25 protein-coding genes are annotated in these 23,572 nt (G+C 68.6%); 13 read left to right on the top strand and 12 right to left on the bottom strand.

What is annotated here, in order from left to right; genetic code table 11:
* Window positions 1-37: 37 nt before the first annotated feature.
* Window positions 38-190, bottom strand: coding sequence for a hypothetical protein (locus tag ACFUEJ_RS15170; RefSeq protein WP_175401143.1), 153 nt, complete (start codon window positions 188-190; stop codon window positions 38-40).
* Between the two features lie 174 nt (window positions 191-364).
* On the opposite strand from ACFUEJ_RS15170, the gene msrA reads away from it, so the two are divergent.
* Together msrA and ACFUEJ_RS15160 are read left to right on the top strand one after the other, a co-directional pair.
* Window positions 365-1,075, top strand: coding sequence for a peptide-methionine (S)-S-oxide reductase MsrA (msrA, locus tag ACFUEJ_RS15165; RefSeq protein WP_065631282.1), 711 nt, complete (start codon window positions 365-367; stop codon window positions 1,073-1,075).
* 51 nt (window positions 1,076-1,126) lie between these two features.
* Window positions 1,127-2,200, top strand: a complete 1,074-nt coding sequence (locus tag ACFUEJ_RS15160; protein WP_388030303.1) for a winged helix DNA-binding domain-containing protein — start codon at window positions 1,127-1,129, stop codon at window positions 2,198-2,200.
* Window positions 2,201-2,295: 95 nt separating this feature from the next.
* Here the strand turns inward: ACFUEJ_RS15160 and ACFUEJ_RS15155 are convergent, their stop codons facing one another.
* Window positions 2,296-3,042, bottom strand: coding sequence for a VOC family protein (locus ACFUEJ_RS15155; RefSeq protein ID WP_078111894.1), 747 nt, complete (start codon window positions 3,040-3,042; stop codon window positions 2,296-2,298).
* A gap of 89 nt (window positions 3,043-3,131) precedes the next feature.
* Here ACFUEJ_RS15155 and ACFUEJ_RS15150 point away from each other — a divergent pair, with 89 nt between their 5' ends.
* The 5 genes from ACFUEJ_RS15150 (at window position 3,132) to ACFUEJ_RS15130 (ending at window position 7,563) form a co-directional block, all read left to right on the top strand.
* Entirely contained in the window at window positions 3,132-3,995 is an 864-nt protein-coding gene (locus ACFUEJ_RS15150; protein WP_078111893.1) for a S49 family peptidase, read from the top strand.
* A 398-nt stretch (window positions 3,996-4,393) separates the two neighbouring features.
* A complete protein-coding gene (locus ACFUEJ_RS15145) occupies window positions 4,394-4,744 on the top strand; it encodes a rhodanese-like domain-containing protein (RefSeq protein ID WP_058253732.1) in 351 nt (116 codons plus the stop codon).
* Entirely contained in the window at window positions 4,741-5,778 is a 1,038-nt protein-coding gene (locus tag ACFUEJ_RS15140) for a DUF4328 domain-containing protein (RefSeq protein WP_388030300.1), read from the top strand. The genes ACFUEJ_RS15145 and ACFUEJ_RS15140 overlap by 4 nt, the downstream gene beginning before the upstream one ends.
* Window positions 5,775-6,584, top strand: a complete 810-nt coding sequence (locus ACFUEJ_RS15135) for a glycerophosphodiester phosphodiesterase family protein (RefSeq protein WP_058253733.1) — start codon at window positions 5,775-5,777, stop codon at window positions 6,582-6,584. Before ACFUEJ_RS15140 ends, ACFUEJ_RS15135 begins: the two co-directional genes overlap by 4 nt.
* A gap of 55 nt (window positions 6,585-6,639) precedes the next feature.
* Entirely contained in the window at window positions 6,640-7,563 is a 924-nt protein-coding gene (locus ACFUEJ_RS15130; RefSeq protein WP_388030296.1) for a DUF5926 family protein, read from the top strand.
* Between the two features lie 259 nt (window positions 7,564-7,822).
* Here the strand turns inward: ACFUEJ_RS15130 and ACFUEJ_RS15125 are convergent, their stop codons facing one another.
* Both ACFUEJ_RS15125 and ACFUEJ_RS15120 read right to left on the bottom strand, forming a co-directional pair.
* Window positions 7,823-8,359 carry a ferritin gene (locus ACFUEJ_RS15125; protein ID WP_388030293.1) on the bottom strand — a complete coding sequence of 179 codons (537 nt, stop codon included), beginning with the start codon at window positions 8,357-8,359 and terminating at the stop codon, window positions 7,823-7,825.
* Between the two features lie 85 nt (window positions 8,360-8,444).
* Window positions 8,445-9,368, bottom strand: a complete 924-nt coding sequence (locus ACFUEJ_RS15120; protein ID WP_388030370.1) for an LCP family protein — start codon at window positions 9,366-9,368, stop codon at window positions 8,445-8,447.
* Between the two features lie 581 nt (window positions 9,369-9,949).
* Here ACFUEJ_RS15120 and ACFUEJ_RS15115 point away from each other — a divergent pair.
* Window positions 9,950-11,362, top strand: a complete 1,413-nt coding sequence (locus ACFUEJ_RS15115) for an APC family permease (protein ID WP_388030290.1) — start codon at window positions 9,950-9,952, stop codon at window positions 11,360-11,362.
* Here ACFUEJ_RS15115 and ACFUEJ_RS15110 read toward each other — a convergent pair.
* From ACFUEJ_RS15110 to ACFUEJ_RS15095, 4 genes are all read right to left on the bottom strand, one after another.
* Window positions 11,355-11,960: a cold-shock protein gene (locus ACFUEJ_RS15110; RefSeq protein ID WP_247450894.1), complete on the bottom strand. Its 606-nt coding sequence runs from the start codon at window positions 11,958-11,960 to the stop codon at window positions 11,355-11,357. The genes ACFUEJ_RS15115 and ACFUEJ_RS15110 overlap by 8 nt on opposite strands.
* Window positions 11,961-12,121: 161 nt before the next feature.
* Entirely contained in the window at window positions 12,122-13,369 is a 1,248-nt protein-coding gene (locus tag ACFUEJ_RS15105) for an oxygenase MpaB family protein (protein ID WP_247450895.1), read from the bottom strand.
* A gap of 110 nt (window positions 13,370-13,479) precedes the next feature.
* Entirely contained in the window at window positions 13,480-14,277 is a 798-nt protein-coding gene (locus ACFUEJ_RS15100; protein WP_247450897.1) for a CPBP family intramembrane glutamic endopeptidase, read from the bottom strand.
* A 74-nt stretch (window positions 14,278-14,351) separates the two neighbouring features.
* The gene (locus ACFUEJ_RS15095; RefSeq protein ID WP_247450898.1) at window positions 14,352-15,104 is read right to left on the bottom strand and encodes a DUF2470 domain-containing protein; all 753 of its coding nucleotides are present in this window, start codon (window positions 15,102-15,104) and stop codon (window positions 14,352-14,354) included.
* A 158-nt stretch (window positions 15,105-15,262) separates the two neighbouring features.
* On the opposite strand from ACFUEJ_RS15095, the gene pheA reads away from it, so the two are divergent.
* Both pheA and ACFUEJ_RS15085 read left to right on the top strand, forming a co-directional pair.
* Complete coding sequence (gene pheA, locus ACFUEJ_RS15090) at window positions 15,263-16,231, top strand: prephenate dehydratase (RefSeq protein WP_388030285.1); 969 nt, start codon at window positions 15,263-15,265, stop codon at window positions 16,229-16,231.
* Window positions 16,231-16,890, top strand: coding sequence for a histidine phosphatase family protein (locus ACFUEJ_RS15085; protein WP_058253726.1), 660 nt, complete (start codon window positions 16,231-16,233; stop codon window positions 16,888-16,890). Before pheA ends, ACFUEJ_RS15085 begins: the two co-directional genes overlap by 1 nt.
* 117 nt (window positions 16,891-17,007) lie before the next feature.
* Here the strand turns inward: ACFUEJ_RS15085 and ACFUEJ_RS15080 are convergent, their stop codons facing one another.
* From ACFUEJ_RS15080 to ACFUEJ_RS15065, 4 genes are all read right to left on the bottom strand, one after another.
* Window positions 17,008-17,508, bottom strand: a complete 501-nt coding sequence (locus ACFUEJ_RS15080) for a hemerythrin domain-containing protein (RefSeq protein ID WP_338856507.1) — start codon at window positions 17,506-17,508, stop codon at window positions 17,008-17,010.
* A gap of 105 nt (window positions 17,509-17,613) precedes the next feature.
* The gene (locus tag ACFUEJ_RS15075) at window positions 17,614-17,964 is read right to left on the bottom strand and encodes a metallopeptidase family protein (protein ID WP_058250909.1); all 351 of its coding nucleotides are present in this window, start codon (window positions 17,962-17,964) and stop codon (window positions 17,614-17,616) included.
* 4 nt (window positions 17,965-17,968) lie between these two features.
* Window positions 17,969-19,102 (bottom strand): septum formation family protein, encoded by a 1,134-nt coding sequence (locus ACFUEJ_RS15070; RefSeq protein ID WP_259936822.1) that lies wholly within the window; start codon window positions 19,100-19,102, stop codon window positions 17,969-17,971.
* Between the two features lie 110 nt (window positions 19,103-19,212).
* Window positions 19,213-19,956, bottom strand: a complete 744-nt coding sequence (locus tag ACFUEJ_RS15065; RefSeq protein WP_259936823.1) for a PaaX family transcriptional regulator C-terminal domain-containing protein — start codon at window positions 19,954-19,956, stop codon at window positions 19,213-19,215.
* 121 nt (window positions 19,957-20,077) lie between these two features.
* Between ACFUEJ_RS15065 and ACFUEJ_RS15060 the strand changes: the two genes are divergently transcribed.
* The 3 genes from ACFUEJ_RS15060 to ACFUEJ_RS15050 all read left to right on the top strand — a co-directional run.
* Entirely contained in the window at window positions 20,078-21,727 is a 1,650-nt protein-coding gene (locus ACFUEJ_RS15060) for an acyl-CoA dehydrogenase family protein (RefSeq protein WP_338856509.1), read from the top strand.
* Window positions 21,724-22,755, top strand: coding sequence for a crotonase/enoyl-CoA hydratase family protein (locus tag ACFUEJ_RS15055; protein WP_338856510.1), 1,032 nt, complete (start codon window positions 21,724-21,726; stop codon window positions 22,753-22,755). The genes ACFUEJ_RS15060 and ACFUEJ_RS15055 overlap by 4 nt, the downstream gene beginning before the upstream one ends.
* Window positions 22,756-22,937: 182 nt before the next feature.
* A partial coding sequence (locus tag ACFUEJ_RS15050) for a transposase (protein ID WP_388030278.1) occupies window positions 22,938-23,572 on the top strand: 635 nt, incomplete at its 3' end.

Genomic DNA, 23,572 nt, shown 5'->3' with positions numbered 1-23,572 from the left:
GCTGAGAGTTGACCAGGCCGCATCGAGGCGGCTGGGTTCAGATGAGGATGAGCAGGATGAAGACCGCGATGAGCGCGAGAATGGTCAGGGCGCTTGTGCGGCAACTCCTCGCGACGTCGTAGTTGGCGCCTGGAGCGGTCCGACCGAGCCCGGGGGCGCGTCGGAGATCTCCGGTCGCGTGCGTCGCCATCGTCGCCTCTCGTCCCTGGAACGGCTGCACATCCCTGCTGGCGGACGGGCCGCGATGGCGTACGAGTGATCGGTATCACAGTGCCACGGATGTGACCGCCATCATAAACAGACTCGAACGGTCAGCTCAACTCGTCGTCGCCGGGCCGTATCCCACCGCGCGTAGACTTGGCGCATGTCATGGCTCGACCAGCTCTTCGCCGCCGGTTCACGCAAACAGGATCTCGTCGCCGCCGACGCTGCACTGCCCGGCCGCTCGTCCGAGATCACGGTCCCGGGCGAGCACCTCGTTCTCGGAACGCCGATGCGGGGTCGGGCCGAGGCCGACGGCTCCCACGTACACGGCATCGGACGCTTCGACGACGGCCTCGACGCGATCGTCCTGGCCGGTGGCTGCTTCTGGGGGATCGAGGAGATCTTCTGGCAGGTCCCCGGTGTGTACACGACTGCCGTCGGATACGCGGGCGGTTACACGCCCAACCCGACCTATGAGGAGACCTGCACCGCGCGGACCGGTCACACCGAGTCGGCGCTGGTGGTCTTCGATCCGGCCGTCGTCGATCTCGAAGGCCTGCTGAAGGTCTTCTGGGAGTCGCATGACCCGACGCAGGAGATGCGTCAGGGCAACGACATCGGCACCCAGTACCGGTCAGCCGTGTACGCCCTGACCGACGCGGACCTTGACGTCGTCCGCAGCACCGCCGCAACCTTCCAGACCGCACTCGACGCTGCGGGCGAGGGTGCGATCGCCACCGAGATCAAACCGCTGGCGCAGGCGGGCGACGGACGGTTCTACTACGCCGAGGACTACCACCAGCAGTATCTGGCGAAGAATCCGCATGGATACCGCTGCCATGCCGCGACCGGTGTCGCCTACCCGGCCTGACGTCGCGGTGCGCCGCCGTACCCACAGGTCGCAGACCCGACGAGACACGCGGTGACCGAACGGATCTCGCTGCGGCAGTGGAATCGCACCCTGCTGCAGCGTCAGCACCTGCTCACCCGCGTCGCGGAGGACGCCATCGAGGTTCTGGACCGCTGCGTCGGACTGCAGTCCCAGGACCCGCGGGCGGCGTTCTTCGGATTGTGGTCGCGGATCGCGGATTTCGATCCCCTCGAGCTGGACGATCTGCTCACCGACCGCGAGGTCGTGCGCATGACGCTGCTGCGCGCGACGATCTTCCTGATCGACGCCGAGGACGCACGCTGGATTCGTCCACTCGCCGAGCCCACGCTGCGGCGTGGACTCACCGACATCCACGCCCAGCGACTGGTGAACGCCGACCCGACGCAGGTCGTGCGGTCCGCCGCCGAGATTCTGGCGGGTCGCGAACTCGCCGTCGCCGACCTCGGGAGCGAACTGGTTGCCCGCCATCCGGCGGAAGATGCGTCGACCCTGACCGCCATCGCACGGTGCGGGCTGCCACTGGTCCAGGTCCCCCCGCGTGGTTTGTGGCGCGGGCGGGGCGCTCCGACGTACCGCCTGTTCGACGAGTGGGCCGGCCCGGGCGTGCCGGCCGTCGTCGACGACGAAGCCCGTGCCGATCTCGTCCGGATGTATCTGCGCGGGTTCGGCCCGGCAACCGTGAAGGCCATCCAGACGTGGTCCGGGCTCACCCGGTTGCGACCCCTCGTCGAAAAGCTGGAGGCCGACTGGGAGCTCGTCCGGCTCGACGGCCCGAACGGCGAGGTTCTCTACGACCTCGACGGTCTCGCCCTCGCCGACCCGGATGCGCCGGCGCCGGCCCGGCTGATCGCCCCCTTCGACCACGTGATCGGCGCCCAGGCCGACCGAATCCGGGTCGCCGACCCGGAGATGTACCGGCGCACCGTGACTCCCAATGGCCGGTCGCCCGGATTCGTGTTCCTCGACGGATTCCTCGCGGGGACATGGTCTCTCGACGCCAAGGACGTTCCGGCGGTCGAGTACCTGCGTCCGGTGACCGCCGCCGAACGGCGCGAGGTCGACGCCGAGGTCGATCGGCTCCGTGAATTCCTGGTCGATACCTGAAGCTCGGAGCGGCAGGGCCCGGCAGATGTCGCACATCGTGGCGCCGAGCGCAACGACACACTACGTCTGCGGACCGGATCGAAGGAGCCCGCGACTCAATCGCCGGTGCGCGGGTTCCGCGAGGTGATGCAGTAGCGGCGACCGACCGGATCCGCCATCGTCGTCCAGTGCGGGAAGTGCTCGATCGCGCGGGCGCCCCAGTCCTCGTGCCGTGCGACCTCGTCGGGGACGGAATTCGTGGCGATGTCGAGGTGCGCTGTCGCCACATCGTTGTCTGACTCATCCTGCTTGCGCTGCAACAGGATTCCTAGGGTCACCGCGGGGTCGCGGCGAAGCGCGACCAGCTCGGGCCGACCCCGGGGCTTCGTCGGCCAGCCGGTGAACCCGGTCCAGAAGTCGACCTCGGCGTCGAACATGCCGGCGGGGATGTCGATGCACAGCTGGTCGATGATGCTGATGGTGTCGCCGGGCCAACGGATGGGCCGCGACCGCTTCGATTCGCCCTCCCACGGCACGAGGCAGAACACGAAACCGGCGGGTGACCGGAGGGTGAGGTGAGTCCCGGCGTCGACGACGAGGGTCGCACCGAGTGCCTGTGCCTCGGCGGTGGCGGCGTGCGGGTCGTCGGTGTGGATGTCGAGGTGGACTCCACCCGGTCCGTCGTCGATCCGCTGGACTCGCAGATGCGGGTCGCCGTAGAAGGGCTCCAGCGAGGCGAACTCGCGGTGCTCACCCCGCGGCGGGGAGACCGTGCTGCCCGAGATCGCGCGCCAGAAGGTCACCTCGCTGCCGAACACCTCCGCGGGGAAGTCGAGGAATGCGCTGAGCCACCGCACCTGCACCCGGCAGATTCTACGGTGCGTCCCACGTCGCGGACTGTCGCGGCGCGTGGGAAAACAGCAGGCGGGTCGCCGTCGTTACACTCGGACAGATGACTGCAGGACCGCTGGGGGCGGTGGGGAAGAAATTCTCGAAGGCGCGGACCGAGCAGGTCGCGGTCGTCCGTCTCGACGGCCCGATCGGGATCGCGGGGATGGGCAAGCACGGCGTCAACACCGAGTCCGTCGAGCCGGTTCTGAAGAAGGCATTCGCCACGGAGCGATTGCGGGCCGTCGTGGTCGTCATCAACTCGCCCGGTGGCTCGCCGGCACAGTCGGAGTACATCGCCGAACGCATCCGCCAGCTGTCGGCGGAGAAGGGCGTGCCGGTCCTCGCGTTCTGTGAGGACGTCGCGGCCTCCGGCGGCTACTGGATCGCCTGCGCGGCCGACGAGATCTTCGCCGCCCACACCTCCATCGTCGGCTCGATCGGGGTCGTGTCGTCGGGCTTCGGTTTCTCGGCGGTGCTCGACCGCTTCGGTGTGCAGCGCAGGCTGTACACGACCGGCGAGAACAAGGCGCGACTCGACACCTTCTCGCCCGAACAGCCCGAGGACGTCGAATGGCTGAAGGAATTGCAGGCACAGCTGCACGAGGCGTTCATCGCGTGGGTCAGGCAGCGCCGCGGTAAAAAGCTGACCGCTTCCGACGCGGAACTCTTCAACGGCGACGTGTGGATCGGTCACCGCGCCGCGGAACTCGGGGTCGTCGACGGGATCGGCGTGATGCGCTCGGTCGTCGCCGAGCGGTACCCCGACGCCGAGATCACCGTCGTGGAGACGCCGAAGCCGCTGCTCATGAGACTCGTGGGAAGCCAGACATCGGTTGCCGGATTTGCGGAGAGCGTGACGACCGGCATTCTGGCTGCATTCGACCGCGCCCCGTCGTTGCGGCTGTCGCTGCTCCACCGGGACTGAAAGGCCCGATCACAGCCCGTTCACATGGTTTTGCTTGTGAATTGTCCCCACGTTATCCACAGGTGCTGTTCATCGAAGGAAGAGTTCACGACGTTCCGGCGTGTGCACTTTCGTGAATTTCCTACGCGCACATTCGGCTAAACGAGTGATCGCGGTCACAAGCCGCGGGCCGGTGGCCAGCGTTTTTCCACAATTCCACAGTCTCATCCCCAAGTAGACGGTCAGTGCGCGAACGAGGGACAAATGTCCAGGACGTACATGTGGATAAATTTATGTAGGTCTACATAGCGCGTTGCTCCACACCCGTCTCGGTGATGACAGCGGGGCGCGCGGGCAGTGGTCCGGTCGAGCTGCCGCCGCGCCCGGCCCGTCTCTGTGCCACCATGGAAAACGTGAGCATGGGCGACATCACTCAGGTGCCGGTGACCGACCTTCCGGATGACTTCACCGGGCAGACCGACGCGGTGATGCTCGACGTCCGTGAGGACGACGAATGGGCGTCCGGTCACATCCGGGGCGCCGTGCACATCCCGCTGGCCGAGGTGCCCGGCCGCCTTGCCGAACTCGACCCCGATCACGATCTGTACGTGGTCTGCCATTCCAGCGGCCGATCGATGCGCGTGCTGCAGTACCTCGCGCAGGTCGGTTACGACGGGATCTGCGTCCGCGGCGGCATGCTCGCCTGGCAGGAACACGGCAAGCCCGTCGAGATCGGTGATCCACGACCCGAGGGCGACGCCGGCCGATGATCGACCTGTGCCCGCGGTGTCAAATCCAGGCACCGCACCGTCCCGGCCGTGAACACTGCCCCCGATGCGGCGGACCGCTGAGCGTCGTCGAGGATGCCGCGCGGGCGCTGGCCGCCCGGCAGACGCCGGCACGATCGCCGGCGCCCGGCGCGGTGCGCCCGCCGCACGTCCCGTCTCGTCCCGGCCCGGCCCCGGTGTCCGCCGGACGTCTCTACCGCAGTCGCAACGTCCGGTGGGTGGCCCGCCGCCCACCCGAGGCGATTCCCGCTCGCCGCGGCCCCTCGGGCCGACGTGGCCCCCGACTGATTCCCCGGTACGTCTACATACCCACCTGGGGTCTGCATGACGAACCGGCGGAGGTCGACACCGCGCACCAGAAACTCGAGAGTTCGCGTGTCCGACTGCAGTTCGCCCTGAACGTGGCGGGCTCTGCGCTGGCCGCGTCCGCACTGGTCCATCTCGTGCGCTACCTCCTGCTGGTCGTCAACCGCGACCGTCCGCTGCCCGAATTCCTCATCGTCGCGTCCGACTGGCTGACCGTCTTCGTCGGTGTGGTCGCATTCCTCGGATTCGTCCTGGCGACGCTGGCTTTCATGCGCTGGGTCCTGGAGTTGCGCGCGGACACCTACGCCGCGGCCGGTCTCGTCGACCCGCGCCGGCCCGGTTGGGTCGCCGCGCTCGCCGGCCTGCCGCTGGTCAACCTCATCGGTGCGCCGCTGGTGGTGCAGGAGGTCGCTGTGCATCGGGTCGGCCAGGACCCCGCGCTCGATGCCGACCTCGTCGGCCGACGACTCCGCAAGTTGTGGGTCGCCTGGGTGGTGGTGAATGCGGCGGCCGGGGCGGCGATCATCGCCCGGCTCGTCGCGTGGCGCTCGGACTCGCTGCAGACCGGGGCGAACGCGATGGTGATGGTCATCGTCAGCGCAGCGGTCTCGGCTGCCTTCGCCTTCTGGATGGCACGCCGGGTGCGGACACTGTTCGCCGCCGCCGCGGCGGCCCCGGTCCCGACGAGACGGTGGGTGGCGGTCGGATGAACTCAGGGGTGAACGTGGGCGCGGCCGAAAAGGTCTCCCGATCGGGCAAGCCGGCAGTGGTGGCGCACCGCGGGGCGTCGGGCGACTGTCCGGAACACACCCTGGCCGCCTACGAGCTGGCTCTCGCACAGGGTGCGGACGGCCTCGAGTGCGATGTCCGGTTGACCGCCGACCACGAACTCGTGTGCGTGCACGACCGGACCGTCGACCGGACGTCCGACGGCTCGGGGATCGTCAGCGAGATGACGCTCGCCGAACTGCGCGAGCTCGACTTCGGGAGCTGGCATGCGGCTGGTGGACCCGCGTCGATCCTGACGCTGCGGGAGCTGCTCACGCTGACCCTGGACTGGCGCCGACCCGTCCGCCTGTTCATCGAGACCAAGCATCCGGTGCGGTTCGGCAGTCTCGTCGAGCAGAAGCTCCTCGAGATGCTGCACGAGTTCGGGGTAGCGACGCCGCCGTCGGCCGATCACAGCCGCGCCGTGGTCATCTCGTTCTCGTCGGCCGGGGTCTGGCGGATCCGACGCCACGCCCCGATGCTGCCGACGATCCTGCTCGGTGACACCGCCCGGGTCCTGGGTGGGGGCGCCGCGACCGCCGTCGGGGCGACCGGCATCGGGCCGTCGGTGATGACCCTGCGGCAGTACCCGGACCTGGTCGATCGCGCCGCCGCAGCCGGTCGGGTCACCTACTGCTGGACCGTCGACGAGCAGGTCGACGTCCAGCTGTGTGCCGATCTCGGTGTGCGATGGCTGGCCACCAACCACCCGGCGAAGGTGCGCGACTGGCTGGTCACCGTCGACTGAGCTGCCGCCCGCACGACCTGTCGGGCGCCGCGGGCCGACGTGAGAGAGTGGACCGATGGGCAAGAAGAGCAAACGGGGTAGTGGACCACGTCCGGGAAGCAATCGCGCCGAGCGCGTCGCAGCACGTAAGGCACGCCAGGCCGCAGCTCTGGCGCCGCCGCCCCGGCCCTTCGCCGGGTTCGCGTCCGAATGCGATTTCGTCGCGCTGCGGACCTTCGTCGCCTCGGCGACTGCGCGGTTGGAGCTCACCGAGCCGGCCGGTTCCCGCAACGACGTCTCGATCGTGACGATCCTGCCGGGCGCGGTGCCTGCTCTCGCGCGCGACCTCGACGGTGCGACAGAGGGTTTCGTGGGTCTGCAGACCGACCCCGATCGCTCGGCGCTGACCGTCGAACTCGCCGCGGCCATCGCGTGGGCCGCTCACGCCGACGCCGGCAGTGAGTTCGACCTCGAAGCTGCCGACGAGGCCCCCAGTCTCGACGAGGTCGTGAAGACCGACGCGACTCTGGACATCACGGTGCACCAGGACTTCGGCTGGTGGTTCGTGGAGGGCACCGAGGTCCCGGCGGAGATCACGGCCATGTTCGAGCGCGCCAACGACTCGGTGCTGCCGACCGCGCGGCTCGAGGTCGACAGCGGCGCCGGTGCGCCCTGGTGGGTCGATGCGGGCGAACGTGCGCACCTGCGCTGGATCCGACCTGAGCCGGAGGACGACCTGATGTCGGCGATGGCCCGGCTCCACGCCGCCGGTCATCTGACCATGGGCGAGGGTTCGCGGTTCGCCGGATCGTTCCGCACCCACGGATTGCTCGTGCCGGTCTTCGACCTCGACAACGAGATGCACCACGAAGAGTGGTACGCCGGTCTCAACGAGCTCGATCGCCGCCTCGGCGAAGCACTCGCCGACACCTCGCCGCTGACGATCGAACAGCGCAGCTCCCGCAACGGCATTCGCGGTCGCCAGGTCACGCTGCGCTGACCGGCGTGGTCCGTAACCGCGCTGTTTCTGCTCCCTGAGAGCCTTCTTCTGCTCCCTGAGGTGCGAGCGAAGCGAACCTTCTTCAGCTCCCTGAGGTGCGAGCGAAGCGAGCCACGAAGGGCGTGGTGACGTCCGTCGCCAGCCCTTCGTGGCTCGTCGCTTGCGCTCCTCGCACCTCAGGGAGCGAGGGTTATGTCGTTCTCTCGGATCTGGAGCGGGGGTTTCGCGGCTCTTTCGGATTGGGGCGGATGGAACTCCGTCAGATGTTCCCGCCGGCCGCGACCGGTGCGGTGGCGTCGGATGTCTTCTCGCCGTTGAACTCTCGTTCGACGAAGTTCTCCAGGTCGAAGAGGTTCCCGTTGCAGCGTTCGGCGATGGTCTGCAGGGTCGTCATGGTCGCGACCTCCTCGACCTGTTCCTTGAGGAACCACTGCACGAACTGCTCGCCGAGGTAGTCGCCGGTGTCGCGGGCCGACTTCGCCAGGTCGACGACCTGCTGGGTCACCGTCTTCTCCTGTGCGAGAGCGAGATCGATGGGCGCACGGTAGTCCTCGAACCGGTTGTTCGGTGCCGGGATGCCGGGGATCTCGACCTCCATGTCGCGGTCGAGGAAGTACTGCACGATCATCATCGCGTGATTGCGCTCTTCGACGGCCTGGCGGTAGAAGAGCTTTGCCAGCTGGGGCATGTCGTGGTTGTCGAAATAGGTGGCGACCGCGATGTACTGCTGCGAGGCGTAGAACTCGTTGCTGATCTGCTCGTGCAGCAGTTGATGGAATTTGGTGTGTTCGGACATGCGACCCATCGTAGAGCCGAAAAATGGCTCTCACCAGCAAGTTCAGGCTAAGTAAGGCAAGTCTGGCCTGCGTTCGGCGACCCTGTCACGACTGCCCGCCGGCGTCGACGAGAAGCTCGTCGGGGACGGGCTGACCTGCGCGGAGATAGCCGAAGAACTCCTCGGTCTGCTCGTTGACGGGCAGCGCCAGTCCTTCGTCGGTGAATGTGCTCTCGCCGGCCGGCGTCGTCGTCGTGATGGGGTCGCGTAGCGCGAACATGAGGGATGCGAGATTCCAGATGTGATCTCGCTCATCGACGGTGAGTGCGTCGATGGCACCGCCGACGAACCCGAAGACGCGGAACGGGTTGAGCAGGACCGACGGACTGGTCGCCCGAGACACCAGTGCGGCGAGGAACTTCCGCTGATTGACCACTCGTTCGAGGTCGGCGCGCGGGAATGCGCGCGTCCGGACCAGCCCGAGAGCCTGCCGGCCGTCGAGGCGGTGACAGCCCTCCGCCAGGCGCAGACCGGCTTTGGGGTCGTTGAGCGGTTGGTCGATACACATGTCGACGCCGCCGACCGAGTCGACGAGGGTGTCGAATCCGCCGAAACCGATCTCGGCGAAATGGTCGATGTGGATTCCGGTGAGGTTCTCCACGGTCTGCACGAGCAGCGCCGGACCGCCGATGCTGAACGAGGAGTTGATCTTCAGACTGCCCTGGCCTGGGACCTCCACGTACAGGTCGCGCGGGATGCTCACCACGATCGCCTTGCCGCCACCGGGCGGGTTGTGGACGAGCATGATCGTGTCGGTGCGGGATCCGTCGGCGTCACCGGTGGCGAGTGCCCGGCGTTGTTCCTCGGTGAGATCGGAGCGCGAGTCGGTGCCGACGATGAGCCAGTTGGTACCGGGGGTGTCCGACGGGCGTCCGGCATAGGCCCGCAGCGCGTCGATGCGGTCGAGTCTGGAGTCGTAGTAGAACAGCAGTCCGACGGACCCGAGGACGACGACGAGCAGCAGGATCATGAGGATCTTGCCCACCCGGACCGCGCGGCGCCCCGTGCGCCGGGGCCGGCGAGGACCGGGCGGACGCGGCGGCGCGGGCGGACGTCCGACGGCCCGGTCGCGGTCGCGGTCGCCACGCGGCGGACGAGGCCCAAGAGACCGATCGTCGGGGATCGGCTCCGGCTTCTGGGTGGGCGCATACCCGCCGGGAGCGGGCCGCGCCGCCGGTGACGGCCGATCGGCCGGGGACGGATGCGGGGGCCGACCGATGGGGCCGGGGCCCGGAGCCCGACGCGGGTCGGGACCGCGGGCGGGGATCCGCGGCATGGCCTGCGGATGAGCGGACGGGCCGACGGCACCGGGAGGCGGGCGGTGGCCTTGTCCGGGTGGTGGCCCCGGGCGCGGAGACGGGCCCGCTGGCCGCCCGGGCGGCATCGGCGGTCCAGGGCGACCTCGCCGGAGGATCGGCGGGTCCTGCTCGTTCATCCCAACCAATGTACGCATGGGCGGTGGCGACGGATGTCGGTCGATTGGTTGCCGACGTGGCGTCGAACCGCCCCCATGAGGTCTCGTTCCGGACCGAACGGGGTACAGGACACGCCATGACCGACAAACACATCGCCGACGCCACGGCGCAGGAAGCCGGGAACGATGACGCCCGGGCCGACGGCGGACACACCCCGCTGCGTCGCGCCATCACCGGCAAACTCCTGTTCCTGTTCATCCTGGGCGATGTCCTCGGTGCGGGCATCTATGCGCTCGTCGGGGAGGTCGCCGGTGAGGTCGGGGGAGCGATCTGGGTGCCGTTGGCGCTCGCCCTCGCGCTGGCGATGCTGACCGCGGCGTCGTATGCGGAGCTCGTCACCAAGTACCCGCGGGCCGGCGGCGCGGCGGTGTTCGCGCGGCACGCGTACCGTCATCCGCTCATCTCGTTCCTGGTGGGGTTCTGCATGCTGGCGGCCGGTGTGACGAGCGCCGCCGGGTTGGCGCTCGCCTTCGCTGGCGACTACCTGCAGGTCTTTCTGGACGTGCCCACCACCGCGGCGGCGCTGGTGTTCCTGCTCGCCGTCGCGGCGCTGAACGCCCGCGGGATCACCGAGTCCCTGCGGGCCAACGTGGTGATGACCGTGGTGGAGGTCTCCGGACTCGTGCTCGTCGTCGTGTTGGCCGGGATCGTGCTGGGTCGCGGTGACGGTGAGCCGCAGCGGGTGCTGGAGTTCACCGACGAGACGACCCCGGCTCTCGCCGTGCTGGGCGCGGCGTTGCTCGCCTACTACTCGTTCGTCGGGTTCGAGACCTCCGCGAACATGGCCGAAGAAGTCCGTGACGTGCGGCGGGTCTATCCGAAGGCGCTGTTCGGTGCGCTGATCGCCGCCGGCGTCGTCTACGTCCTCGTCGGTCTCGCCGTGTCGGTCGTCGCGCCACCGGAGCGCCTGGTGGAGTCGTCGGGCCCGTTGCTCGAGGTCGTCTCGATCGCCGATGTCGGGATCCCTGACCAGCTGTTCTCCCTGATCGCGCTCATCGCCGTCGCGAACGGCGCGCTGCTCACGATGATCATGGCGTCGCGCCTGACCTTCGGCATGGCCCGCGACGGGTTGCTGCCGGGTGCGCTGGCGAAGGTGCTGCCCGGTCGTCGGACGCCGTGGACGGCGATTGTCGCCACCACCGCCGTCGCGATGATCCTCTCGGCAACCGGGACCGTCGCGGCACTCGCCGAGACGGTGGTGCTCCTGCTGCTGTTCGTGTTCGTCAGCACCAACGTCGCCGTCCTCGTCCTGCGCCGCGACCGCACGGACACCGACCACTTCCGGGCGCCGACGATCCTGCCCGTGCTCGCGGTGATCTCCTGCATCGTCCTGATGACGCAGCAGAGCGCATCGACCTGGTTGCGCGCGGGCATCCTGATCGTCGTCGGACTCGTGCTCTATCTCCTCGCACGTGTGACCGGGTCGGGTGGGCGCCGGGTCAACGACGACGACATCGACGACGACCACAGCCCCGGGCGCCTCACCTGACGCGGATGTTGTTCGCGCGGTAGTCGTATCCGTCCTGACTCGCTCGCTCGTACTGGAATTCGACGATCTGCCCCGGCACCAGGTCCCGGAAACCGGTACCGACGATCTCGCTGTAGAACGCCCACGCCCCGCCCGGGGTGGCGTCGGAAGCGAGTACGCCCCAGCCCTCTTCGCCGTTCCACGACCGAACGGTCCCGGTGGTGTTCGGGCCGAGGGCAGCCGGCGGTGACGTAGGTGTGTCGGTGAGGGCGGTCTCCTCGATAGTCGTGAATCCGTCCGGTCCGGCGTCACCGACGCTGTGCCACAGTGCAGTTCGGAACACGCCATTGTGCTTCGGATCCGGCCGGGCCACCTCGGTCGGCCAGACCGAGAGCGCCACATATCGGCATCCGCTTTCCGCTGGCACAGCTATCGCATGGTCGAAGTCGACGACGGTCCCCGGACGCAAGCCCGGCAGGGACAGCTCGTCGAGATTCTGAACGGCCCGAACACGGACGACGAAGGTGGACACGTGGACGGTGCCGGACAACGCTGGTGACTCGATGACACCCCAGCCCTCGTCGTGGTGCCATTCGCGGATCATCCCGGTCGTCGACATCGGTCAACCGTAGGCGCCGGACCCGTGGCGCGACAGTGAATTTCCGTTGGGGCACTTCGCGTCCGGGTGGGGCGAACGCCGCTAGGACAGGGGTGCAGGCTGAGGCCTGGGAAAACGTGGGATCTCGAGCCCGGAATCCGGACGCGGCGTCATACGGCTTCTCAACGCTCCGCGAGCGATCCGATCTCGGGGGCGTCCGGGCCGAAGTGGCGGAAGAGTGCGCGGCGTCGGGAACGGGTGCCGGTCCATTCCAGATAGCGCGGACCGGCCGGTGTTCGTGCGATGACCTGGTAGACAACAGTGTTGCGGACCCACGCGAGACCGAACGCCCACGGCACCGCGGGGCGGAGACCGAGGTCGCGCATGCCGCGCACGCCGAGAAAGCCCTGCAGCATGCTCAGCAGGCGGGCGCGGGTGTAGCGCGCGGCGAGGCGGGGGAACAACCGGTAGTGCAAGCGGCTCTGGGCGTCGACGATCGCTGTCGTGAGGGCCGCGCCGGCGTCGGTCACGTCGTGCTGCGCCAGTAAGACCGCATAACTCAGCTGATGCTGGTCGCGTTCGGAGTCGAAGAGCCAGTCGTCGTCGACGCCGATCAGCCAACCGACGTACTTCCAGAGGTGCATGAGGGCGCGGGAGTCGTCACGACTCACCGGGACGCCGAGGGCGCGGACCCCCATCATCAGTGCGCCGCTGAAGAGGTTCAGCGTCGCGGCGAGGTCGGACTGGTTGATCGGCAGACCCCACTGGTCGATGTCCCAGCGGCCGTTGTGCTCGTACCGCTCGTTGACCAGGGCGTGCATGAGGCGCACATGGACGGTGAGTCGCCAGCCGTCGCCGTCGCGTGCCATCCCGCCCGGTTCGCCGACCGCGATGGCCCAGGTCTGCGTCTCGCCGAGTCGTCGGATGACCGTGTTCCCGGTGAGGCCGCCGGTCGCGACCAGCAGGTCGGCGGGACCGCCGAAGCGGTAGCCGCCGATCAGGGAGAGCTGGAGCAGGACGTCGTTGGCGTTCTGGCCGAACCGCCGATAGACGGCGGCGCCGCGGTCGCAGAGAGCGGGATCGACCCAGTCCGGTGTCTTCTCGACGAGTGCGAAGAAGTCGCGCAGGGCGTCGGGCGCATCGGAGGGCATGTCGCCGGCGAGGGCCCGCTCGAACTGGCGCATCGTGACCCGGCCGTCGGCGTCCCGCGGGAGGCGCATGGCCCGAACCAGCGCCGCGGCGGGTTCGTCCCGTGTGCGCAGCCGACGCCCGAGCTCCGCGAGCTCGGCGTCGCCGGGTTCACGGAGGTGGTTGTAGACCTTGAGCAGTCTGCCGATGCGCCGGCCGCGGGACTCGGCGGCTCGATGGCGTCGCGGGAAAGGGAGGCTCGCCGGCTCGGCGGTCGGGTCGGACGGCGCATCGACGGTCATGAGACGAATCTAGCGAATCATCTCACCCCGTTCAATGGTGGCCGGTAGGGGCGCACGGTCGGAGTGCACAGTCGACGGGCAAGGCCGCACGGTCGACGATGTCTCGGTTCTCAGCCGACCCAGGACAGATGGTCGCGGAGCAGTCCGTAGCCGATGAAGGCGACCACATCGATGACCGCGTGGGCGATCACGGGGGGCCAGATGCGGCCGGTGACCTGGAAGAAGCGCCCGTAGACCACGCCCATGACCAGATTCCCGAGTCCGCCGCCGAAGCCCTGGTACAGGTGATAGCCGCCGCGGAGGATCGCGCTGGCGGCGAGCGACGCGTTGTCGGACACGCCGAGTTGTCGCAACCGGGTGATGAAGTACGCGACCACCACGATCTCCTCGGCGGCGGCGTTGCCGATCGCGATGAGCACCAGAACCGGCCACTCCCACCAGGTGTCGGCCTGGCTGGGCACCAGGCTCGCATTGAGGCCCAGGGCCCGGGCCACGGCGACGAGTCCCAGGCCGGGCAGACCGATGACGGCGGCGAGAACCAGTCCCGAGGGGATGTCGCGGCGCGGGGTCCACCGACCCAGGCCGACGCGCGACAGTCCGATCCCGCTGCGCCACAGCAGATATATCCCCAAGGCGGCGATGGCGAACAGTCGGAGGCCGCCCATGATCTGCCGGACGGCGTCGATGAGACCGAGGTCGGAGCGGCTGGGATTGAGTGCGACCGTGGTCTCGCCGATACCGCCGGCGAGCTGCGCCTCGAGCAGTGCGAGTGCCGCGGACAGCGCCGAGAACGCGAATGTGAGGACACCGACGATGACCAGTTCGACGATGATGCCGCGTCGTTCGGTCCGGTCGGTGACGACCGGGATGCCGTGGGGCGACGGTGTGAGGTACTCGCGCAAGGCCATGCCGGTCAGCCTAGGACCCCGCGATCCGTGGTGCGGATGCGTGATCCGCGGGCGGCGTTGCTACGGAAGCCGGGTCAGTCGGGCATCGAGTTCAGGAACGGGCAGCCCGCGAGATTCCGCAGCGCGCGGGACAGTTCGAACACGTCGGAGACCGGCCGCGCGAACGGGAGGCGGACGTCGGAGTCGCTGTCGAGTCCCTCGATGCGGAACCGGATGCCGAAGCGATCGAGGCCGAGCGGCCGCACCCGTCCGGTGCGCAGCTCGACGGGAAGCTTGCGGACCAGTTGTCCGACGATGTCGGCGTGGTCGCTGTCGAGATGTTCGAGCCAGCTGCCCTCGTGCTCCCAGAAGGGGTCGGGGTCGGCGTCGGCGAGCTCGGTGGCCGACACCGACGCCGCGCCGTCCGAGGACGCGATGACCGCGGTGTCGACCTGCAGGCGCATCATCGACGCGCCGTGTCCGATGTCGAGGAGACCGTCGTCGGGGTGTTCGCCCGCGATCTCGATGGCCAGGTCGCGTTCCAGGTTGCGCGGGACCTCGTGCAACGTGCCGTTCAGCCAGATCACCGAACGCACGCGTTCACGCAAGTCGATGGGTGCCCAGTCGGTGACCTCGAGCATGGCGGGCACGCCCTCGGCGCCGTCGACGGTCCGCATCGCGTCGCCGTCGGTGGGGACGAGGACGAAGGCCTGGGACTCGAAGAGGTGCACGACGTCGATCGGGGTGGCGTCCGCACCCTCGACGGCCAGGATGGCGGAACCGCCGCGACGACAAGCCGTCTGGATCATCTCGGCATCCGTGGGGCGGTCGGTCGTCGTTCTCGTCATGACAGTCTCTCCGGTCGGCGTCGCGGGGCGCGGGTCGTATGAAAGGTAACCCTAACCTAAATACCGGGAGCGTACGCGTCAATGGTTTCGACACCCCTGCGTAGAGCCTGGGACACATGCGCGAAAGGGTCTCGGCAGGCCTGTTCCACTAGGCTCGTGTGGTGCCTGTGATCGCCTACTTCGGCCCGCCCGGAACCTTCACCGAGATGGCGCTCGACGCGGTCCTCGCCGAACAGCAGTCCGCGGCCGGCCTCGACCTGTCGGGCGGGGTCGACCGGGTCGCCGCGTCGAGCCCGGCCGCCACCATCGCCATGATCCGCACCGGAGATGCCGACTACGGCTGTGTGCCGATCGAGAGTTCGCTGGAGGGTTCGGTGCCGGCGACGATGGACGCGCTGGTACCGCCCATGGCCGACGGCGCCGACGGTCGGGTGCAGGCCTTCGCCGAGACGGTGCTCGACATCTCGTTCGCGATCGCCGCAACCGCGCCGATGGCCGCGGCCGATGTCCGCACGATCGCCGCCTACCCGGTTGCCTCCGCGCAGGTGCGTCAGTCGATCGGCGAGCTCTTCCGCAACGCCGAGTTCGTGATCGCGAGCTCCAATGCCGCTGCCGCGCAGGACGTCGCAGCCGGGAAAGCGGACGCCGCGGTCACCACGGGGCTCGCGGCGCGCCTGTCCGGACTCGTGGTGCTCGCCGACGGCGTCGCCGACGCGCGGGAGGCGACCACGCGGTTCCTCCTGCTCGGCCGGCCCGGGGTTCCGCTGCCCCGCACCGGCGCCGACAGGACCTCGGTCATCCTCGAGCTGTCGAACGAACCGGGCAGCCTGATGGCGGCGATGAACGAATTCGCTTCGCGTGGAATCGACCTCACACGGATCGAGTCGCGCCCACAGCGTGACGAGGCCCAGGGCCGCAGCATCACCGGCCGGTACCGGTTCTTCCTGGACGCGGTCGGACACATCGACGATGCGGCCGTCGCCGAAGCCCTTGCCGCCCTTCACCGCCGATGCGAGCGGGTGGTGTTCCTCGGCTCGTGGCCCGCGGTGCGCACCACCGGCTCCGCGCCGCCGGACCACACCGAGTCGCTTGCATGGGTCGACTCGATGCGTCGGGGAGGGAAGTGATGGCGCGGCTGCATCTGGTCCGTCACGGTGAGACCACCTCGAACGTCATGCGTCGCCTCGACACCGCTCTGCCCGGTGCCGCACTCACCGATTTCGGTGCGCGACAGGGTGTTCGGTTCGGTCTCGAGAACGTGCCGGAACAGCACGCGGTGCTGCTCAGTTCACGCGCGCTCCGCGCCCGGCAGACCGCCGAGCTGATCGGGTCGGTGTGGGATGTGGAGACCGCGGCGATCGACGGCGTGCACGAGGTCCAGGCCGGCGAGCTCGAGGACCGCTCCGACCGCGAATCGCATGAGGTCTTCCAGGACATCATGCACCGCTGGCACGCCGGCGACCTCGACGCACGCATCCCCGGTGGCGAATCCCTCGCGATGGTCTACGACCGGTACCTGCCGACGGTCGAGGACCTCGCCGACATGTACCTCACCGGACCGGACCAGCGCGATGTGTTCCTGGTGAGTCACGGTGCGGCCATCCGCCTGATCGCCGCCCGGCTCGCCGGGATCGACTCCCGGTTCGCCGCGGCGACCCACCTCGGCAACACCGGTTCCATCGAACTCGAGTACTCCGACGGCATCTGGGTGTGCACGCGATGGGGCGCCACGACGGCCCCGTTCGAGATCGCCGACGAGCCGCTCGTCGACGAACCGATGGGCTGACGGCGTCCCTCCGTTCCCTGAGGAGCGAGCTTGCGAGCGTCACCCCGTTCCCTGAGGAGCGAGCTTGCGAGCGTCACCCCGTTCCCTGAGGAGCGAGCTTGCGAGCGTCACGAAGGGTTACTTGATGATGGCGTCGACCGTCTTCTTCAGCGCCGAGGGTTGCGACGGGCGTCGGGGAGCCTTCTCCCGGCGACGCAGCATCTCCTCACCGATCTCCCGGAGTTCCTTGCGGCTCAGCGCCTCTCGGACCTTCGGGAACCACTCGTCCTCTTCCTCCTCGATGTGGTGCTCCACGTTCTCGATCAGGACGGTGGTCTTGGCGTCGAACCGCTCGTTGTCCGGTGAGAGAGCGGCCAACTCGACGACGAGCACGTCGGCGACGTGGTGCTCCTCGTAGGACTCGAGGATGTCGTCCTCGAGATCGGGGACCCGCTTGCGGATCTCGGGGTACATCACCTCGTTCTCGATGTAGGTGTGCACGGTGAGGGCCTCGATGATCTTGTCGACAATCTTGCCCTTGGTTTTCACGGCGTTGTCGCCCTGCGACCTGAAGTCACGGAACAGTTTGCGGATCTGCTTGTGGTCGTCCCGGAGGATGACGATGGCGTCTGAGGACATGGACGTACTCCTGAGATAGAGGGCTGCTCGATCTGCTACCCCTCGTACCGCGTTCCGCCGCAGGTCAAACATCGAGTCGGCGGCATCGGGGCGCCGGCCACACCACTAGCCCCAGCCGTTGGCGTGCAGCCACTCGTCGTCGATGCCGAAGTGGTGTGCGATCTCGTGGACGACGGTGACCGCCACCTCGTGGACGACCTCCTCCCGCGAGTGGCACATCGCGAGGATGGGGTCGCGGTAGATGGTGATGGTGTCGGGCAGGAATCCGCCGTAGTCGGTGGTCCGCATCGTGAGTGCCACACCGTGATACAGCCCGAGGATGCCGGGTTCTTCCGGGTTGTGCGGTTCGACGAGGATCACGACGTTGTTCATCGCGTCGGTCAGTTCGCCGGGGATGGTGTCCAGCGCGTCGGACACCAGCCCGTCGAACTCGTCGTCGGACATGTACACGGCCATCGGGTCAGCCCGCCGGGGCCGGTGCTTCGGCGGGGTTGGGCGCGATGCCCGGCGGGAGCGGCACCGGCGTCGGCAGGGCCCGGCCCGGGGGCGCCTCCGGGGGTGCGACCGGCGCGCGCCCGTTGATCAGCAGCGCGCCGCCCTTGGCGTCGCCCACCAGGGTCGCGAAGCCGCCGCGCTTGTCGGGTAGCCCGAGGTAGCACACCACCTTGCGGCTTCCGGCGAGCCAACTCGGCTCGCTGAGCACCGACCACTGGACGTTGAGCGTGGTCGCGTCGAGCTGCTTGCGCCCGCCCACGAACCGTTCGGCCTGCACCGGGCAGATCGAGCCGAGGTAGCTGTTCTGCGCACCGGTCGGCGGCCACGGCCTGTTCGACATCCGGTCGCCGAAGCGGACCGACAGATCGACGATCCCGGTCGTCTGGAAGGCATGCGGCTCAGCACAACTCACCGCGAAACCGGTCGGGGTGCGGGTTTCGGGATCGATCCCGACGCAGGTGCCCTCGGGCCAGACGTACGACTGGTTCTGGTCGGCGACCCGGCCGGAGAACTGGACCGGGGCGCCGTCGGCGCCGTTCTCCTGGACCCCGCATCGCAGCTGACGCGCGCCCTTGTCCCACTGCACCTGGGAGGGGTACATCATCCCGACGGCGAAGCGGCCCTGCGGGTCGAGGCGCCCGGCGAGATACTGGTCCACCATCACCGGACACTGTTCGTCGCGGATCGTCGCGAACCGCTCGGCGCCGGGCCAGAGAGCGTCTTCGCCGAACTCCGCGCCGGGGATCAATGCGGTGTCGATGGCTCCCGCGACCTCGAAGCGGTGTTTCTGCTCGCACGGCACATCGACCGGCTGGCCGGGGTTGCCGGCCGGCCAATCCAGACAGTCGCCCGCGACCGACTTGGTGAAGGCGTTCTCGACCAACCGCTCACCCTCGCCGATGTTGCTGCCGCCGACGCTGCCGCTGTCGTCGAAGACCCCCGCAGCGAAGGCGATCCCGCCGGCCACGAGTGCGCCGACGACGATCGCGCCCAGGACCACGAAGACCGGGTTGCGGGCGAAAGCGCCTGGTCGGCGGGGTCCGCTGGCCGGTGCGTCGGCGTCGGCGGGGTGGCTGTGGTCGGGGTCGGGCGCGTTCATCGGGATCCATCATGCCTAACGGATCGGACGGGGCACACCCTCGTGCGCCGATGGCCGGACCGGGCCGATGCAGCGCATGACCGCGCCGGTCGGGTTCGGAGACCGGTTCCTCACTCCCCGTCGGGTGACAGGTGCCGGGCGGTGAGTCCGGTGAGCTCGCTGCGAAAGCCCTCGTAACCCTCGCGGAGCCGATCCCCGGGCCAGGCGTCGGGGAGGAGTTCCGCGGGCAGGAGCGGGTCGCGGAGGATGTGCCGCACGATGGCAGCGGCGACCTCGAATCGATCGGCGACCGTCGCCGCGGCGGCGAGTGCGTCGAGCAATTCGTCTGCGGCCCCCGCCCAGGTCGACGGGGTGAACAGTCGTGCGGCCAGTTCGGTCGACGCCTCCTCGGGAGCCGCGCGGAAGAGGCTCAGACGACGGCGCAGTTCGGGTGGGAGCTCGATGTCGAGGTTGGCCGGGCGGGCCCAGACGCCCTCCCGGATCTCGCCGAGCCGGGCCTTCCGCAGCGTGTCGCGCAGCAGCGCCCGTTCGGTCGAGCTCTCCGAACCGATCGTCACGATCGCGAGATCCCAGCTGCCGTCCCAGTCCCGTCGTGCCGGATGGAGCGCCCGATCCTGGCGCTGCTGTCGTTCGACCAGGCGGGGCGAGAGTCGGCATCTGCCGTCGATGCGTTCCAGGTCTCCCGCCGCGACCAGACGCGTCAGCGCCACCCGCACGGTCGATTCGCGGAGCCCGAGCTCGGTGGCCGTGGCCAGGAGCCCGTTGATCGACGCCTCGGGGGAGTCGAGGCCGAGGAGGGCGCTGAGGATGACCGATCGCGCCGTGAGCTTGGGAATGTCCACGCGTCCGGGCACGGCGTCGATGCTATCGGGCGGGATCGGCTCGACGGCCACGACGGATATTACAAAACTCTGGCGCACAGCAGAATTATGTAATACCGTGGATCACGACCTCCACCAGGAAGCGGGTTCCGCCATGTCCACCCACGTCGTCACCAATCAGGTCCCCGAACTCGTCGACTTCGACGCCGCAGACAATCCGGCCATCTCCGAGGCGGTTCACCGCGCGGGCGCCGACCACATGCTCGACGACCTGCACCGTATCGGCCGTCTCGCCGGTGGTGCGGAAGCGCTCGGATGGGGCGACCTCGCCGAGTCCCACCCGCCGGAACTGCGGACCCACGACCGCTACGGCAACCGGGTGGACGAGGTCACCTACGACCCCGCCTATCACCACCTCATGCGGACGGGTATCGGTTTCGGTCTCGGTGGTACCGCATGGTCGGACCCGAGCCCGACGGCGCACTTCGAGCGTGCGGTGAAGTCGAGCGTGTGGGGTTCGGTGGACGCCGGGCACGGCTGCCCGTTGTCGATGACCTACGGGGTGGTGCCGGCACTGCGGGCCAACCCCGAACTCGCCGGGCTGTACGAGCCGCTGCTCGTCTCGACGACCTACGATCCCGGTCTCCGGGCGCCGCTGTCGAAAGCGGGGCTGACCGCCGGAATGTCGATGACCGAGAAGCAGGGCGGCTCCGACGTTCGCGCGAACACCACGACAGCCGTCGTCCAACCGGACGGGACGTACCGCATCACCGGCCACAAATGGTTCACCTCCGCACCCATGTGCGATGTGTTCCTGGTGCTGGCGCAGGCGCCGGGAGGTCTGTCGTGCTTCTTCGTGCCGCGGGTGCTGCCCGACGGATCCCGCAATACCTTTATGCTGCAGCGGCTGAAGGCCAAGCTGGGCAACCACTCCAACGCGAGCAGCGAAGTCGAGTACGACGACACGGTCGGGTGGCTCGTCGGTGACGAGGGCCGCGGGGTGGCGACGATCATCGAGATGGTGAACATGACCCGCCTGGACTGCACCCTCGGCTCGGCGACCGGCATGCGGGTCGGCGTCGCCCAGGCCGCCCATCACGCCACCCACCGCCGGGCCTTCGGCGCCGCGCTCGTCGACCAACCGCTGATGCGCAACGTGCTCGCCGATCTCGCGGTCGAGTCGGAAGGAGCCACGATGACGGCACTGTGGCTCGCGGAACTGACCGACAAGGCGACCGCAGGCGACACTCGGGCGGATGCGCTGCGGCGGATCTCGCTCGCGGTCAGCAAGTACTACGTGTGCAAACGCGCCCCGATCCATGCCGCCGAATCGCTGGAGTGCCTGGGCGGCAACGGATATGTGGAGGAGTCACGGATGCCGAGGCTCTTCCGGGAGTCGCCGCTCATGTCGATCTGGGAGGGGTCGGGGAATGTGGCTGCGCTCGATGTGTTGCGGGCGATGGCCAAACAGCCCGACACGGTGACCGTGTTCCTCGACGAGATCGACAGTGCGGCAGGGGCGGACCGGCACCTCGACGCCGCGGCCGACGAACTCCGACGGGAGCTGGGCGACCTGGACGCGATGCAGTACCGGGCCCGGCGGGTCGTCGGCCGCATGGCCCAGCTCCTCCAGGCCTCCCTGCTGGTGCGGTACGGCCATCCGGCGGTCGCCGATGCGTTCGCCGCGAGTCGGCTCGGCAACGACCGGGGGGACGTGTTCGGCACGCTGCCGTCGGGGATCGACACGGCGTCGATCATCGAACGGGTGACGCCGAAGACCGTGCAGGACAACGTCCGTGGATGAGGTCGTCCGGCTCGCCGCCGGCCGCGTGGCGCGACGACCTGCGCGGCGGTCCGGACTCGTTGTTCACCGGCCGCGCCGGACGTGAGCCGGATGTCGACTACCGCACGCTCACCTACGAGGTCACCGGCCGGATCGCCCGTATCACCTTCAACCGGCCGGATCAGGGCAACGCGATCACCGTCGACACCCCCGTCGAACTGTCGCACGCGGTGGAGCGCGCCGACCTCGACCCCGGTGTCCACGTGATCGTCGTATCCGGGCGGGGCAAGGGTTTCTGCGGCGGATACGACCTGTCGATCTTCGCCGAGAACGGCGGCGACCCGTCCGAGGCCGTCGATCCCCATGCCGTCAACCCACGGACCGGCACTGTCCTCGATCCCGTTGTGCAGGCACGCAATCACGACCCGGGCCGCACCTGGGATCCCATGATCGACTACGCGATGATGAGCAGGTTCAACCGCGGTTTCGCCAGCCTGCTCCACGCGAACAAGCCGACGGTCGCCAAGCTGCACGGGTTCGCCGTCGCCGGCGGCACGGACATCGCCCTCTACGCCGACCAGATCATCTGCGCCGACGACACCAAGATCGGCTATCCGCCGACCCGGGTGTGGGGCATCCCCGCCGCGGGGATGTGGGCCCATCGGCTCGGCGATCAGCGCGCCAAACGGCTGCTGTTCGCCGGCGATTGCCTGTCGGGAAAACAGGCGCACGAGTGGGGGCTGGCCGTCGAGGCGCCCCCGGCCGACGAACTCGACGACCGGACGGAGGCATTGCTCGAGCGGATCGCCCGCATGCCGATCAATCAGCTCGTGATGGCCAAATTGGCGCTCAACAGTGCGCTCCTGGCTCAGGGCGTCGCGAATTCGGGGATGATCAGCACGGTCTTCGACGGCATCTCCCGCCACACCCGCGAGGGCTACGCCTTCCAGCAGCGGGCCGCGACCGTCGGGTTCCGGGACGCCGTCCGCGAACGCGATGAGATCAACGGCGACTGGAAGCGTGCTCAATTCCGCGCGCCGACAGAGTGATCGACGCCGCACTGGCGTGAGCGAAGTGCGCCCCTTTGTACCCTGACTGGCGTGAGTGAAGGGCGCCCCACCGACCCCTGAGCTGAGGAGCGTCTGGAGCTTGCGGAGGGCGCGGCCCCCACCGCCCCCTGAGCCTGGATATTTCACGGAGTTTGCTGGTGTTCGGCGTGTGATACGCGAAAGTGCCTGTCTGCCTTGTGATTATTGATTCACCACAAACAAATAGTCACAAGAAGAAAGGCACCTCGCAGGTGAAGAATAACGTGTATCCCGAGTTGACGGTGGACCCCACGCGCACTGAGTCGGTGCTGACAACCTCGGGCGGGGTGTTGCTGACGAAAACCGTGCAGGTCTCGGGCCTGGGAGCCGAGCTGACCGCGGCGATGGCGCCGTGGCGGACCGCGGCGACGGTCCATGATCCGGCCAAGATCGTGCTGGATCTGGCGCTCACCTTGGCGACCGGTGGTGACTGTGTGGCCGATGTGGCCACAGTCCGGGCTCAGCCACAGTTGTACGGGCAGGTGGCCTCTGATCCGACGATCTCGCGGGTGATCAGCAGGCTGGCTACCGATGTCGAGGCGGTCAGTACCGCGATCAGCGCGGCTCGCGCCGCGGCGCGGGAACGGGTGTGGGGCATTGCCCGCCCGTTGGAGGGCACCGCGGGCAGCATCGATGGCGGGCTGGTGATCGTTGATCTCGATGCCACGACCGTGACCGCCGGATCGGCCAAAGAACAGGCCCAGAAAACGTATAAGCGGGTGTTCGGGCATTCCCCGATGTGTTCGTTCGTCGACCACGGCGCCTTCGGCACCGGGGA

Source organism: Gordonia sp. NPDC057258, from assembly GCF_042668985.1.
Lineage (GTDB): Bacteria > Actinomycetota > Actinomycetes > Mycobacteriales > Mycobacteriaceae > Gordonia > Gordonia hongkongensis.
Note: the sequence above shows the minus strand (reverse complement) of the source record. Positions and strands in the feature narration are given on the sequence as shown.